This window comes from Janthinobacterium sp. Bl 1 (assembly GCF_058215535.1).
Genome location: NZ_CM177086.1, coordinates 5,705,159 through 5,719,421, shown reverse-complemented (window position 1 = coordinate 5,719,421; position 14,263 = coordinate 5,705,159). Strand labels below are relative to the sequence as shown.

Here is a 14,263-nt window from a genome sequence, read left to right as displayed (position 1 = left end):
GCTTATGCACCTTCCGCGCGGGGCGCAGGCGCTTGCGTGCAGCCCAGGCGGCCATGCAGCGCCACCCAGCCGTCTTGCTCGGCCCACACGCCCAGTTGGATGAACGGTGCGTAGGCAGCGGCCACTTCTTCGGCCTGGCGTGCCAGCACGCCGGACAGGATCAGCGCGCCGCCATCGGCGACACGGCCGGACAGCATCGGCGCCATCAGCTTCAATGGGCTCGACAGGATGTTGGCGACGACGATGTCAAACTTGGCCGTGGCGTGTGCCGATGTGGCAAACGTGTCTGGCAAGAAATATTCGATGTCGCACTGGTTGCGTTCGGCATTGTCGCGCGCCGATTCGATCGCCTGCGGGTCGATGTCGACGCCGGCCACCGTTTGCGCGCCCAGCTTCTTGGCCACCATGGCCAGGATGCCGGAACCGCAACCGTAGTCGAGCACGGTCTTGCCTGGAGCGGGGTTCGCTTCCAGCCATTCCATGCACAGACGCGTGGTCGGATGGCTGCCCGTGCCGAAGGCCAGGCCAGGGTCCAGTTCCAGGATCAGGCCGTCTGGATCCGGTGCCTCGTGCCAGCTGGGCACGACCCAGATATTCTTGCCGATGTGAATCGGCGCGAATTGCGACTGCGTCAGGCGCACCCAGTCCTGCTCTTCCACGGGGCGCATGGTGAAGGCGGGCACTTCCGTCATGCCGACAGCCTGGGCCGCGGCGGCCACGATGGCGGCCTGGTCGGCGTCGACGTCGGTCAGCGCCACCACGCGGCTGCGTTCCCACGCCGCTTCCTTCGGTTCCATGCCGGGCTCGCCAAACAGGGGCTGCTCGGCATCCGTGCCTTCATCGGCGTCTTCCACCGACACCGACAGGGCGCCCGCTTCCATCAACGCGTCGGACATGGCCTCGGCGTTGTCACGGGCGATTTCGATGACGATTTCCGTCCAGCTCATGCGCCCGCCTTGATTTCGGACTTCTTGGCGATGCTGGGGCTGCCGCCATTCAGGTTCTTGCCCAGATCCGGCATGTCGGCCAGTTTCTGTTCCAGATAGTGAATGTTGGTGCCGCCTTCGATGAAGCGCGCGTCGATCATCAGTTCGCGGTGCAGGGCGATGTTCGTGTTGATGCCTTCGACCACCATTTCGGACAGGGCGATCTGCATGCGGCGGATCGCTTGCTCGCGCGTGGCGCCGTAAGCGATCACTTTACCGATCATCGAGTCGTAGTGCGGCGGCACGTAGTAGCCGGCGTAGGCGTGCGAGTCAACGCGGATGCCAGGGCCACCCGGTGCATGCCACGACACGATCTTGCCTGGCGATGGCGTGAACTTGAAGGGGTCTTCGGCGTTGATGCGGCACTCGATGGCGTGGCCCGACAGCAAGACGTCACGCTGGCGGAAACGCAGTTTTTCGCCGGCGGCGATGCGGATCTGTTCTTGCACGATGTCGATGCCGGTGATCATCTCGGTCACCGGATGTTCCACTTGCACGCGGGTATTCATTTCAATGAAATAGAACTCGCCGTTTTCGTACAGGAATTCAAACGTGCCGGCGCCGCGGTAGCCGATCTTGCGGCAAGCTTCGGCGCAACGGTCGCCGATTTTCTCGATCAGCTTGCGCGGGATGCCCGGCGCTGGTGCTTCTTCGATCACTTTCTGGTGGCGGCGCTGCATGGAGCAGTCGCGCTCGCCCAGCCAGACGGCGTTCTTGTGTTCGTCGGCAAGGATCTGGATTTCCACGTGGCGCGGATTTTCCAGGTACTTCTCCATATACACTTCAGGGTTGCCGAAAGCCGTGCCGGCTTCCGTCTTGGTCATCGCCACGGCGTTGATCAGGGCCGCTTCCGTGTGCACCACGCGCATGCCGCGGCCGCCACCGCCACCGGCGGCCTTGATGATGACCGGGTAGCCGATCTTGCGGGCAATTTGCACGATCGCTTTCGGATCGTCGGGCAACGCGCCTTCCGAGCCGGGTACGCACGGTACGCCGGCCTTGATCATGGTTTGCTTGGCCGATACTTTATCGCCCATCAAACGGATCGATTCGGAGCGGGGACCGATGAAGACGAAGCCCGATTTCTCGACGCGTTCGGCGAAGTCGGCATTTTCCGACAGGAAGCCATAGCCTGGGTGAATCGCTTGCGCATCCGTCACTTCAGCGGCGCTGATGATGGCGGGCATGTTCAGGTAGCTCAGGGACGACTGTGCCGGGCCGATACAAACGGATTCGTCGGCCAGCTTGACGTATTTCGCGTCCTTGTCGGCTTCGGAGTGGACTACAACCGTTTTAATGCCCATTTCGCGGCAGGCGCGCTGAATACGGAGGGCAATTTCACCACGGTTGGCAATCAGGATTTTTTCAAACATGGTAGGTTCGCGTATGTCTGTGAGAGCCGGCGAGCCGGCGAAACAACAAGTGTGAGGGGCTAAAACTGCAAACGGCCGTTGCCGGCCGTGTGGACTGGGTTTTAGCCGATCACAAACAAGGGTTGACCGAATTCGACCGGTTGGCCGTTTTCGACCAGGATCTGGGTCACGACACCGGCTTTGTCGGAGTCGATTTCATTCAGGAGCTTCATCGCTTCGATGATGCACAGGGTATCACCTTCCTTGACGGTAGCGCCCACTTCAACATAGGCGGCGCTGCCAGGAGCGGACGAGCGGTAGAAGGTACCGACCATCGGCGACTTGACCACATAGCCCGTTGGCTCGGCGGCGACCACGACGGCGGCTGCCGCAGCAGGAGCGGCGGCTGGCGCGGCTGGCTGGTATTGGGCTTGCATGCCTTGCGGCTGCATCATGACCATCTGGTTTTGCGGCATGGCCGACGATTTGACGATGCGAACCTTGCTTTCGCCTTCGGTAACTTCCAGCTCTGCGATATCCGATTCGGCGACCAGGTCGATCAAGGTCTTGAGTTTTCGTAGATCCATGTAAAACCCCTAGGAATGTAGTTTGTTTTTTGAGTGATGCGGTGATGTCCAAGAACCTATCGCCGCGCTAAATGCGTGCAGATCGCGTAGATTAACGTTTTTTAAGCGCAAAGTCGATGGCAAACCGATATCCATCGATACCCAGCCCGCAGATCGTCCCCTGCGCGATCGCGCTGAGAAATGAGTGATGTCGAAACGTCTCGCGTTGATAAATATTCGAGATATGGACTTCCACGAACGGGATGGCGACCCCGGCCAGCGCATCGCGCAAGGCAACGCTGGTATGGGTCAGGCCGCCCGGATTGATGACGATGGCATCGATCCCTTCCGCTCGCGCGGCATGGATGCGGTCGATCAGCGCGCCTTCGTGGTTGCTTTGAAAGCAGACCAGGTCGGCGCCGGCCGCCATGGCTTGCGCCATTGCTGCCTGTTCGATATCGGCCAAGGTGCTGGCGCCGTAGACCTCAGGCTCGCGCGTTCCCAGCAAATTCAGGTTGGGACCGTTGAGCAGAAGGAGGTTTTTTGCCATGTATGGAAGACCGTTTTAGCGAAAGTTCCGCATTTTGCCGCCAAAGATACGCATTGGCAAGAGAAAAAAGCACGCTCCGAATTTACAATTTATCCAGATCGGCGCGCAACTGATCAAATTTCAAGCGGCCCAGATAGGTCTTTTTGACTTCGCCATCGGCGCCGATCAGCACCGTAAAGGGCAAACCGCCCGTGGCATTGCCAAAATGGCGCGACAGGTCGGTGCCGCTCATGCCGGAGACATACACGGGATAGGCGATCTTGACCTTGCTGGCAAAGGTGGCAATATTGCTGGCTGAATCGATGCCGATGCCGATCACCTGCAGATTTTTCGCCGCATAGTGGCCTTGCACTTCGGATAACTCCGGCATTTCTTCCACGCATGGCGGGCACCACGGCGCCCAGAAATTGACCAGCAAGTTCTTGCCTTTCCATTGCGACAACGCTTGCGTGGCGCCGGCCGCGTCGGGAAGGGACAGCGCATACAGATCGTTGACGGGACCCGTCGCGCCAGGCGCGATGGTGCTCGTCAGCGGCCCCGCTGCTTTGGCTTTTTCCTTGCTCAAACCGACGTAAGCGCCCATGCCGCCAAACATCAGCGCCACGATGGCGCAGGCGATCCAATTCTTTTTTGTCATAACTTTATCTATATCAATGTTAGTCGGCAGCCGGCACGCCATCGGCGAGGCTGGCGGCCAGCAGGCTGCGCAGCCCGGCGATGTCGGTGCGCAGCACCTTGCCGTCCGCCTTGGCTTTCAGCGCGCCGCGCATATCGTCGAGCTCATACATGGCCGCGTGCACGCCTTCGTTTTTCCACAAGAAACTGGCTGTCTCGACCGCATCATAACGCGCTCCCTTGAAATGCGGGCTTTCCGACATATCGAGCACGACATTTTTATTCAGCAGGAAGATGTGGATTTCCTTGGCGCTCTCGGCAAACAGCTGCAAATAGATCTCGTCGTGCGGGCCGGCCGTGCCATTGAGCACGGGACCGCTGAGCAGGGGATGAAATTGTTGCAACGCTTCCATCACCTGCAGCGCGATCGTGCGCAGCTGGAACAGCCGCGCCGGCTGGCTGTCGGCCAGGAACAGGGCATTGTATTGCCGCACCTGCTCCTCGATCATGTCGTTGTCAGGCAGGATATTGGGGCGGTTCGGCGCCTCGCCGAGGACTTGCCGCGCCGCCTTGCGCTTGGCGCTGCCATAGTCGGCGCCGTCCTGCGCCACGAGGCGCGCGGCAGCGGCGGCGATTTCCAGGCGCAACTGCGCGCTATCGTCAAATGCATCGTTCGTCATGAGCGAGATGATACTCCGAAGCGGAAAAAGTCATGGCGTCAGGTAAAATCCTGCACTTGCTGTTTTTTATCTCACCGTCTTACTTACTTAAGCGTGCGCCTTTCGCACTGATCACATGCATATTCATATTCTCGGCATTTGCGGTACCTTCATGGGCGGCCTGGCTGTCCTGGCCAAGGAAGCCGGCCATAAAGTTACCGGTTGCGATGCCAACGTGTATCCGCCGATGAGCACCCAGCTGGAATCGCAGGGAATCGAACTGATCCAGGGTTTCGATCCGGAACAGACCAAGCTGAACCCGGACTTGTATGTGATTGGCAATGTGGTCTCGCGCGGCAACCCGCTGGTGGAAGAAATCCTTAACCGCAGCCTGCCGTATGTGTCCGGCCCGCAATGGATCGGCGAACACATCTTGCGCAACAAGTGGGTACTGGCCGTGGCCGGCACGCATGGCAAGACGACCACCTCGGCCATGCTGGCCTGGATACTCGAAGACGCGGGCTACGCGCCGGGCTTCCTGATCGGCGGCGTGCCGATGAACTTTGGCATTTCCGCCCGCCTCAGCGGCACAATCGACGGCAAGAGCGCCGATTCCGACTTCTTCGTCATCGAAGCGGACGAATACGACACGGCCTTCTTCGACAAGCGCAGCAAGTTCGTGCATTACCACGCGAAGACGGCCATCATGAATAACCTGGAATATGATCACGCCGACATCTTCCCCGATCTGCACGCGATCGAGACGCAATTCCACCACCTGGTGCGCACCGTGCCCGGCATCGGCCGCCTCGTGTTCAACGGCGACGAAGCGTCGCTGCAGCGCGTGCTGGCGCGCGGTTGCTGGAGCGAAAAGGAAAGTTTTGGCCAAGATGCAAACTGGCAACTGCAAGAGCAGGCCGATGGCAGCTTCGACGTGTTCTTCAATGGCAAGCAGGAAGGCCACGTGGCGTGGGCGCTGACGGGCAAGCACAACCGCAGCAATGCGCTGGCGGCCATCGCCGCCGCGCGCCACGTGGGCGTGCCCATTGCCCAGGCGTGCGCCTCGCTGGCCACGTTCGAGAGCGTCAAGCGCCGCATGGAAGTGCGCGGCGTCGTCAACGACATCACCGTGTACGACGATTTCGCGCACCACCCGACGGCCATTGCCACCACCGTGGGCGGCCTGCGCCAGAAGATAGGCAACAGCGCCCGCATCCTGGCCGTGCTGGAACCGCGCTCGAACACGATGAAGCTGGGCGCCATGAAAGATGCGCTGCCGGGCAGCCTCAAGGATGCCGACCTCGTTTTCGGTTTCGGCAGCCAGCAAGCGCTGGGCTGGAGCCTGGGCGATGCGCTGGCGCCGCTGGGCAAGATTGCCAGCGCCTACGAAGACATTGATACCCTGGTGGCGGCCGTGGCGGCCAGCGCGCGTCCCGGCGACCAGATCGTGGTCATGAGCAACGGCGGCTTTGGCGGCGTGCACCAGAAATTGCTGGAGGCCCTGGGCCGATGATTCTGTACCTGCATGGATTTCGCTCGTCGCCCCTGTCGATGAAGTCGCGCTTGCTGGCCGCACAGATGCAGGCGCTGGGCCGCGAAGCACAGTGGCTGTGCCCGCAATTGCCGGCTTCGCCGAAACTGGCCATCGCACTGGCCCTGTCGCTGGTCAAGGATGTGGCGCCGGCCGAGCTGACGATTATTGGTTCGTCCCTGGGCGGCTATTACGCCACCTGGCTGGCCGAGCAGCTCGGTTGCCGCGCCGTATTGCTCAATCCTGCCATCGTGCCCCTGATCGACCTGGAGCAGCATGTGGGCGTGACGACGGAATTCCATTCGGACAAGCCATTCGAGTTCAAGCGCGAATACATCGACGAGCTGCGCACGTTTGCCGTAGAGAAAATTACTGAGCCGCAACGCTATTTCCTGATTGCCGCCACCGGCGATGAAGTACTCGACTACCGCGACATGGTGGCGCATTATCAGGGGGCGCGGCAGTTGGTCATCGATGGCAGCGACCATGGCATCAGCGAATTTGCCGACTACCTGGCGCCCGTGCTGGCCTTTTGCGGCATCGATGCGGACGCTGCCCAGTGAGGCCGGGTTCGCTACGGCAGGCGCAATGGCATGCGCACGTGAACGCTGTCAATGCGCCGCCGGCCTTGCGCCACTGGCTGACGGGCGGGGGTTCGCTGACGGCCAAGCTGAAAGCGCATAGCCAGGCATTTCGCGTGCAATGTTTGCATCAAGAAACGGCACGTTGCCTGAGCGACGAGGCTGCCATCATCGGTTTGCACCGCGCTGGCCGCGTGTGGGAACGTGAAGTGCTGTTGCGTTGTGATGACAGACCGGCCGTGTTTGGTCACACCGTCGTGCCCATGCAGGCGACGGCCACGGACTGGCCCTTGTTTTCCGCGCTGGGCGAGCGTTCGCTGGGCACGACCCTGTTTGGCGACCGCATGGTACGCCGCGGTGAGCTGGAATTTGCCCGTCTGCGCGCCGGGCATCCGCTGGTGCAGCGGGCGCAGGCGGCGCTGGCGCGGGAAGGGCGGCGCGCCGACGCTCAGGCGCTGTTTTTTGCCCGCCGCTGCCTGTATCAGCGTCACCAGGGATTGCTGCTGGTAACTGAAGTATTTTTGCCGGCGGTGCTGGAGTTGATGTCCGTCACTCGCACCGTTGCAACCGACACATTAATAAACAAAGCATAACAATGAATCTATTTTTTGAAGAATCCGGCGATTTCAAGGTCGGCACGGTCCTGTCGCAAGCGGGTGAAGCGTACCAGGTCGAAATGGCCAGCGGCAAGCGCACCAAGGTCAAGGTCAAGGACGTGCTGCTGCAGTATGAAAAGCCGGCCCCGGCCGAGCTGCTCGAGCAAGCCAAGGCGGTTGCCGCCGAGATCGATCTCGATTTCCTGTGGGAAGTGGCCGGCGAAGACGAGTTCGGCTTTGCCGAGCTGGGCGCCGAGTATTTCGGCCATGCCCCGTTGCCGCCGGAAGCGGCCGGCCTGATCCTGGCCCTGCATTCGGCGCCCGTGTATTTCTACAAGAAGGGCCGTGGCCGCTACAAGGCGGCGCCGGAAGCATCGCTGAAGGCGGCCCTGGCCGGTATCGAAAAGAAAAAGCAGCAGGCGCTGGTGCAGGCGGGCTATGTGGAAGAGCTGAAACAGAACCGCTTGCCCGCCTCGATGCAGCCCATGGTGCTGCAACTGCTGTTCAAGCCGGACAAGAATACGATTGAATACAAGGCGCTGGAAGCGGCGTGCACGGAATTGCACACGACGCCGCCGCGGCTGATGCTGGCTGTCGGTGGTATTGCTTCACCAAAAGACTTGCACCTGTCGAAATTCCTGTTCGAAAACTTCCCGAAAGGCGCAGGTTTCCCGAGCGTGCCCGTGCCTTCCGTGACGGCCAAGCTGCCGCTGGCCGACGTGGCCGCCTTCTCGATCGACGACGTGACCACGACCGAGATCGACGATGCCTTCTCCGTGCAGCCGCTGCCCGATGGCACCGTGAAAGTGGGTATCCACATCGCCGCGCCGGGCCTGGGCATCCGTCCGGAAGACGTGATCGACAAGATGGCGCGCCAGCGCATGTCGACCGTCTACATGCCGGGCGACAAGATCACCATGCTGCCGGACGAAATCGTCAACGCGTTTACCTTGGCGGAAGGCACGACGTGCCCGGCCCTGTCGTTGTATGCGACCCTGGATCCGAAAGCGGACTGGGCCGTAGTCAGCACGCAGACGCGCGCCGAGCTGGTGCCGATTGCCAGCAATTTGCGCCATAACCAGCTCGACGACCTGGTCAACGAGGAAACCCTGGCCAGCGGCGAAGGCGAGTATCCGCACAAGGCCGATTTTGCCGTGCTGTGGCAATGGGCGCAGCAGCTGGAACAGGGCCGCATGAAGAAACGCGAAGCGTTTGGCCTGAAGCCGGAACAGAATAACCGTGTCGATTTCAACTTCTATGTGGAAAATGACATCGTTACCGTGGCGCGCCGCAAGCGTGGCGCGCCGCTCGACAAGATCGTCGCCGAATTGATGATTTTTGCCAACAGTACGTGGGGCAAGATGCTGCACGACCATGGCGTGCCCGGCATTTACCGCAGCCAGGGTGGCGGCAGTGGCAATAGCTGGGCGGCAAAGATGCAGGTGCGCATGGTTACCCATGCGGCGCCGCACCAGGGCTTGGGCGTTGATCAATACGCATGGAGTACTTCGCCCCTGCGCCGCTATACCGATCTGGTGAACCAGTGGCAAATCATTGCCTGCGCCGAGCATGGCGTGACGGCGCCGCTGGTGGCCCCGTTCAAGCCGCGCGATGCGAATCTGTTCGCCATCGTTTCGGCGTTTGACGCCGCGTATGCCGCGTATGGCGATTTCCAGTCGAACATGGAACGCTACTGGTGCTTGCGCTGGCTGCACCAGGAAAACGCGCGCCAGGTCGATGCCGTCGTCCTGAAAGACGAGATCCTGCGCCTGGTCGACATTCCGCTGGTCATCAAGCTGCCGGGCATGCCGTCGGTGGCGCGCGGCGCCCAGGTGAAACTGGACTTGCTGCGCTGGGATGAGGTTGACCTGAGCATCGAAGCGCGCCTGCTGGAAATCGCCGCCGTGCCCGATGCGGCGGCCGATGCCGAGCTCGACTACGAGGAAGAGGCGGGCGACGATGCTGCGGACGAGGGCGACGTGGCGGCCGAGCCATCGCCGGAAGCGGCGAATCAGGTCAGCGACGCCGATGCGGAAGTGGCGGAACTGGCCAGCGAAGACGTGGTCAGCGAGCCCGAGGTCAAATAAGGCGCCAATCAGGCTGCAAAGGCGGTGCTGAAAATTGTTGCCGGCACCGCCTTTGACGTAGAATTCAGCCATCTTGTATGGTGTGTTTGTTGCGAACTGGGTTGCGCGTGAAGTCTTTCCGAGAGAATCGTTTCCTGATGATAGCCGTGGCGGTATCGCTGCTGGCCCACGGCGCCTTGCTGGCGATGCATTTTGTCGCCCCGGCCCCGCAGCGGGCCGTCGCCACCGATCCCGGCCTGGAAGTGATCCTGGTCAACGCCAAGCATGCGAACAAGCCGCTGAAGGCCGATGCCCTGGCGCAAGCCAACCTCGACGGTGGCGGGCAAGCCGACAAGGGCCGCGCCAAGTCGCCCTTGCCCGACATGCGCAAGGTGGAAGAGGGCGACAGCGTCAAGGCCAGCGCCCGGCGCATCGCCGAACTCGAGCAGAAACAGCAGGAACTGCTGACGCAGGCGGCCAGGCCGACGCCTTACAGCGCTGCGCCTGTCACGGAAAAGGACAAGCCCAATCCCTTGGCCACCGGCTCGGACTTGATGGAAAGCAGCAAGGCCATCGCCCGCATGGCGGCCGAGATCAGCCAGACCGTGGAAGACCAGAACAAGCGTCCGCGCAAGACCTTCATCACGCCCAGCACGCAAGAGGTCGGCTATGCCATGTATTACAAGACCTTGCAAAAGCGCATCGAGGAAATCGGCACCCTGAATTTCCCGCAAAAGAATGGCCGCAAGATGTATGGCGAACTGGTCGTCTACATCCCCATCTTCCAGGACGGCACGATTTACCAGAAGGAAGGCGGCGCCCGCGTGGAAAAAAGCTCGGGCAATCCGGCCCTCGATGCGGCGGCCCTGGCCATCGTGCGCCGCGCGGCGCCGTTTGGCCGTTTCCCACCGAACATGTTGTCGAGTGACAAGGATGACCTGTGGGTGGTGATTACCCGCTTCAAATTTACGCGTGAAGAAAAAATGGAAGCTAACCTGACTGGCGGCAGCAATTGAACAAGCAAGCAATGAATCCTGATCAATATTGTGTCTTCGGCAATCCCATCGCCCACAGCAAGTCCCCCCTGATCCACGCCGCGTTTGCCCTGCAGACGGGCGAGCCCATCGTCTATGACCGCCGGCTGGCGCCGCTCGACGGCTTTGCCCTGGCGGCCCGCACGTTTGCCGCCGAGGGCGGCAAGGGCGCGAACGTGACGGTGCCCTTCAAGCTGGACGCGTGCGCGCTGGCCACCGAGCTGACGCCGCGCGCGCAAGCGGCCGGCGCCGTCAACACCCTGCGTTTCGATGGCGGCACGATTCTTGGCGACAATACCGATGGCGCGGGCCTGGTGGCCGACATCGTGCGCAACGCCGGCGTGAAGGTCGCCGGCAAGCGCGTCCTGCTGCTGGGCGCGGGCGGGGCCGCGCGCGGCGTCGTGCTGCCCTTGCTGGAACAGGGACCGCAGGAAATCTTCATTGCCAACCGCACCGTGGCCACGGCCGAGGCGCTGGTGGCGCAGTTTGCCGACGCGCTGGCCCACCCCGGCCAGCTGTGCGCCGGCGGCTTCACGCAGCCCGAAGGCGTTTTCGATATCGTCATCAATGCCACCTCGGCCAGCCTGGCGGGCGACTTGCCGCCCGTGCCGCCCGGTATCTTCGGCAGCCACACCCTGGCGCTGGACATGATGTATGGCGCCCAGCCCACCGTCTTCATGGACTTTGCCGCGCAGCATGGCGCGCACGTGCGCGACGGCCTGGGCATGCTGGTGGAGCAGGCGGCCGAAGCGTTTTACGTGTGGCGCGGCGTGCGGCCGCAGACGCAGGACTTGCTGGCGCAGCTGCGCAGTGCCCTGTGAGCGCCGGCAAGAAGGGCGCCCGCAAAAGCGGCAGCCGCTACGGCTGGATCAAGTGGCTGTTCATCGTCCCCGTGCTGGCCTTTATCGTCGTGCAACTGTATTTCTTCCTGCAAATCTGGTGGTGGGTCGACCATAACCCATCCAGCACGGCCTTCATGCGCGAACAGTTGTCTGTCTTGCAGGATAAAAATCCCAAGGCCACGATCAAGCACACGTGGGTGCCGTACAACCGCATCTCGAACAACCTGAAACGCGCCATCATCGCTTCGGAAGACGCGAATTTTTCCGAGCATGAAGGGGTGGATTGGGAAGCCTTGCAAAAGGCGTATGAAAAAAACAGCAAGAAGCAGAAGGTCGTGGCGGGCGGCTCCACCATCACGCAGCAGCTGGCGAAGAATCTGTTCCTGTCCGGTTCGCGCAGCTATGTGCGCAAGGGCCAGGAACTGATCATCACGTACATGCTGGAAAACCTGATGGAAAAGGAGCGCATTTTCGAGATTTACCTGAACGTGGTGGAGTTTGGCACGGGCACCTTTGGCGCCGAAGCGGCCGCGCGCCACTATTACCGGGTCAGCGCGGCGGGCCTGAGCGCGGGACAGGCGGCGAAACTGGCCGTGATGCTGCCGAATCCCCGCTTTTACGACCGTCACCGCGATACGGGCTACCTGAACCGGCGCACGGGCGTGATCCTGCGCCGCATGGGAGCAGCGGAATTGCCTTGATGGCAGTAGGCTTTCTTTGCATAAAGTTAAAGCTGCCTGATTGGCACTATTGCGGCGCAGCATCTTAATCGTCCCCCCTTGGTGCAACGCCGCACTTTTTCCGTGAAAAAGCGGTGCCGGGGGTGGTCGTGAAAAGGCCTTTGCGGGTACACTTGCGCTGTTTTCATTTTTGGCGCCAGCGCCAGCACATCACGATAACCCCACATCCGGCTGAGAGCGCGCATGATCAATGTCTTTGTATTACAGAATGGCCGGCTCAACCAGGTGCCGATCGACAGCCGCGCAGACCTCGAAAATGCCGAACCGGTGTGGGTCGACCTGACCGACCCTACCGATGATGAACGGGCCTGGGTCAAGGCCATCTACAACGTCACCCTGCCGGGCGAAGACGAAGTCAAGGATATCGAAGCGTCGGCCCGCTATTACGAAGCGGAAAACGGCGACTTGCACCTGCGCACGGATTTCCTGCGCGAAGAGGACGACGGCCCGTCGCGCGTCATCACCGTGGCTTTCATCCTTGCCCGCAAGATTTTGTTTTCCATGCATACGGACGACTTGCCCGTGTTCCGCCTGGTGCGCATGCGCGCCCGTTCGCGGCCCGGCTCGATTGCCGACTACATGGACGTGCTGCTCGACCTGTACGCCACCGATGCCGAATACTCGGCAGACGTGCTCGAAGGCATCTACCAGAACCTGGAAGAAGTCAGTACGCGCGTGCTGCAAAAGGAATTTACCGATGCGCACGCGGCCGAAGCGCTGAATGCGATTGCCCACGAGGAAGATTTGAATGGCCGTATCCGCCGCAACATGATGGATACGCGCCGCGCCGTGAGTTTTTTGATGCGCGGCCGCTTGCTCAATTCCGAGCAGTTCGAGGAAGCGCGTCAGATTTTGCGCGACATCGAATCGCTGGACGGCCACACCTCTTTCCTGTTCGACAAGATCAACTTCCTGATGGATGCCACCGTCGGTTTCATCAACATCAACCAGAACAAGATCATCAAGATCTTCTCGGTGGCCAGCGTGGCCTTCCTGCCGCCGACCCTGATCGCCAGCGTGTACGGCATGAACTTCAAGCTGATGCCGGAGCTGGAATGGTCGTTCGGCTATCCCTGGGCCTGGGGCTTGATGATCACCAGCGCCATCGCGCCTTTCCTGTACTTCCGCCACCGCGGCTGGCTGAAATAAGCCGTATCGCAGCATCGCCGGGGCGCTCCGCGCCCCGGTTTCAGCACGAGCGCAGCAATTCCAAAAATCGGCGATAATCACTGGTATTGCGTGGTATTGAATTGGTATTGTGTATTTGCCGATTCATGCCTGCCGCGTGCTGTGCAGAAAAGTATCGTCATTCAGACATTTTCTGCGTGGTAGCGTCCGCTTGTTCCACCTATGATCGTTACGATGCCGGCCTTGGCCGGCTGGCCGCCGCATTTCCCGTCACCATTGCTTTCTGGAGAGTCCATGCCTGATACCGCCACCACCCCACCGCGCTTTACCCATCTGATCAGCGACTGCGATGGCGTGCTGATCGACAGCGAAGCCGTGGCCCTGCAAGCGCTGCTGGAATTGCTGGGGCCGCGCCTGCCGAACCTGCCCGAGGGCGTTACCCTGCAAGGCTTGATCGAGCCGCGCTTGGGCCAGCGCCTGGTACCGCTGATGCAGGATATCTACAAGGAACTGGGTTTGCCGCAATTGCCGGCCGACGAGATCATGGCCATCGGCAACGCCGTCGATGCGGCTTGCGACGCGCAATTGCGCGCCGTGCCCGGCGTGGCGCAGGCGCTGGCCGCCATTCCCCTGCCCAAGGCCGTCGCTTCGAACAGCGTCAGCGCGCGCGTGCTGTCGGCGCTCGAGCGCACTGGCATGGCGCCGCTGTTCGACAAACGCGTGTTTACGCCCGACCTGGTCGGCCACGCCAAGCCGCATCCGGGCGTCTACCTGGCGGCGGCAGCCGCCTTTGGTGTGCCGCCAAGCCAGTGCTTGGTGCTGGAAGACAGCGTCACGGGCGTGACGGCCGCCGTGGCGGCGGGCATGACGGTATTGGGATTCATCGGCGGCGGGCATATCGCGCCCGGCCAGGAAGCGCGCCTGAAGGCGGCCGGCGCGCATGTCGTGTTCAACGACATGGCCAGTTTGCCGGCGCTGGTGGCTGCGGTGATGGACACCGCGACCGTATAAAAGCGC

General features: G+C 61.6%; 15 protein-coding genes. 9 read left to right on the top strand and 6 right to left on the bottom strand.

Annotated features, from left to right (window positions below; genetic code table 11):
- Positions 1–2: 2 nt before the first annotated feature.
- The 6 genes from prmA to AC4BCN_RS25800 form a co-directional block, all read right to left on the bottom strand.
- Positions 3–947: a 50S ribosomal protein L11 methyltransferase gene (gene prmA / locus AC4BCN_RS25825; protein WP_490492070.1), complete on the bottom strand. Its 945-nt coding sequence runs from the start codon at positions 945–947 to the stop codon at positions 3–5.
- Entirely contained in the window at positions 944–2,359 is a 1,416-nt protein-coding gene (gene accC / locus AC4BCN_RS25820) for an acetyl-CoA carboxylase biotin carboxylase subunit (RefSeq protein ID WP_034746622.1), read from the bottom strand. The genes prmA and accC overlap by 4 nt, the downstream gene beginning before the upstream one ends.
- A gap of 101 nt (positions 2,360–2,460) precedes the next feature.
- Entirely contained in the window at positions 2,461–2,925 is a 465-nt protein-coding gene (gene accB / locus AC4BCN_RS25815; RefSeq protein ID WP_034746625.1) for an acetyl-CoA carboxylase biotin carboxyl carrier protein, read from the bottom strand.
- 91 nt (positions 2,926–3,016) lie between these two features.
- Positions 3,017–3,454, bottom strand: a complete 438-nt coding sequence (gene aroQ, locus AC4BCN_RS25810; RefSeq protein WP_034746628.1) for a type II 3-dehydroquinate dehydratase — start codon at positions 3,452–3,454, stop codon at positions 3,017–3,019.
- Positions 3,455–3,536: 82 nt separating this feature from the next.
- Positions 3,537–4,091, bottom strand: a complete 555-nt coding sequence (locus AC4BCN_RS25805; RefSeq protein WP_490492069.1) for a TlpA family protein disulfide reductase — start codon at positions 4,089–4,091, stop codon at positions 3,537–3,539.
- 19 nt (positions 4,092–4,110) lie between these two features.
- On the bottom strand, positions 4,111–4,749 hold the full coding sequence (locus AC4BCN_RS25800; RefSeq protein WP_490492068.1) for a hypothetical protein: 639 nt from the start codon (positions 4,747–4,749) through the stop codon (positions 4,111–4,113).
- A gap of 115 nt (positions 4,750–4,864) precedes the next feature.
- Here AC4BCN_RS25800 and mpl point away from each other — a divergent pair, with 115 nt between their 5' ends.
- From mpl to AC4BCN_RS25755, 9 genes are all read left to right on the top strand, one after another.
- A complete protein-coding gene (gene mpl / locus AC4BCN_RS25795) occupies positions 4,865–6,241 on the top strand; it encodes a UDP-N-acetylmuramate:L-alanyl-gamma-D-glutamyl-meso-diaminopimelate ligase (protein ID WP_490492067.1) in 1,377 nt (458 codons plus the stop codon).
- Positions 6,238–6,822 carry a YqiA/YcfP family alpha/beta fold hydrolase gene (locus tag AC4BCN_RS25790; protein ID WP_058048308.1) on the top strand — a complete coding sequence of 195 codons (585 nt, stop codon included), beginning with the start codon at positions 6,238–6,240 and terminating at the stop codon, positions 6,820–6,822. The genes mpl and AC4BCN_RS25790 overlap by 4 nt, the downstream gene beginning before the upstream one ends.
- On the top strand, positions 6,819–7,433 hold the full coding sequence (locus AC4BCN_RS25785) for a chorismate--pyruvate lyase family protein (RefSeq protein ID WP_034746643.1): 615 nt from the start codon (positions 6,819–6,821) through the stop codon (positions 7,431–7,433). The genes AC4BCN_RS25790 and AC4BCN_RS25785 overlap by 4 nt, the downstream gene beginning before the upstream one ends.
- 2 nt (positions 7,434–7,435) lie before the next feature.
- The gene (locus AC4BCN_RS25780) at positions 7,436–9,523 is read left to right on the top strand and encodes a ribonuclease catalytic domain-containing protein (protein WP_456147710.1); all 2,088 of its coding nucleotides are present in this window, start codon (positions 7,436–7,438) and stop codon (positions 9,521–9,523) included.
- A gap of 137 nt (positions 9,524–9,660) precedes the next feature.
- Positions 9,661–10,518: an energy transducer TonB family protein gene (locus tag AC4BCN_RS25775; protein WP_034746649.1), complete on the top strand. Its 858-nt coding sequence runs from the start codon at positions 9,661–9,663 to the stop codon at positions 10,516–10,518.
- 11 nt (positions 10,519–10,529) lie between these two features.
- Entirely contained in the window at positions 10,530–11,357 is an 828-nt protein-coding gene (aroE, locus tag AC4BCN_RS25770) for a shikimate dehydrogenase (RefSeq protein ID WP_490492066.1), read from the top strand.
- Positions 11,354–12,079: a monofunctional biosynthetic peptidoglycan transglycosylase gene (gene mtgA / locus AC4BCN_RS25765; protein WP_034746655.1), complete on the top strand. Its 726-nt coding sequence runs from the start codon at positions 11,354–11,356 to the stop codon at positions 12,077–12,079. The genes aroE and mtgA overlap by 4 nt, the downstream gene beginning before the upstream one ends.
- Before the next feature lie 222 nt (positions 12,080–12,301).
- Positions 12,302–13,267 (top strand): magnesium/cobalt transporter CorA, encoded by a 966-nt coding sequence (corA, locus tag AC4BCN_RS25760; RefSeq protein WP_034746658.1) that lies wholly within the window; start codon positions 12,302–12,304, stop codon positions 13,265–13,267.
- A gap of 273 nt (positions 13,268–13,540) precedes the next feature.
- Positions 13,541–14,257: an HAD family hydrolase gene (locus AC4BCN_RS25755; RefSeq protein ID WP_128141929.1), complete on the top strand. Its 717-nt coding sequence runs from the start codon at positions 13,541–13,543 to the stop codon at positions 14,255–14,257.
- The last annotated feature ends 6 nt before the right edge of the window (positions 14,258–14,263 follow it).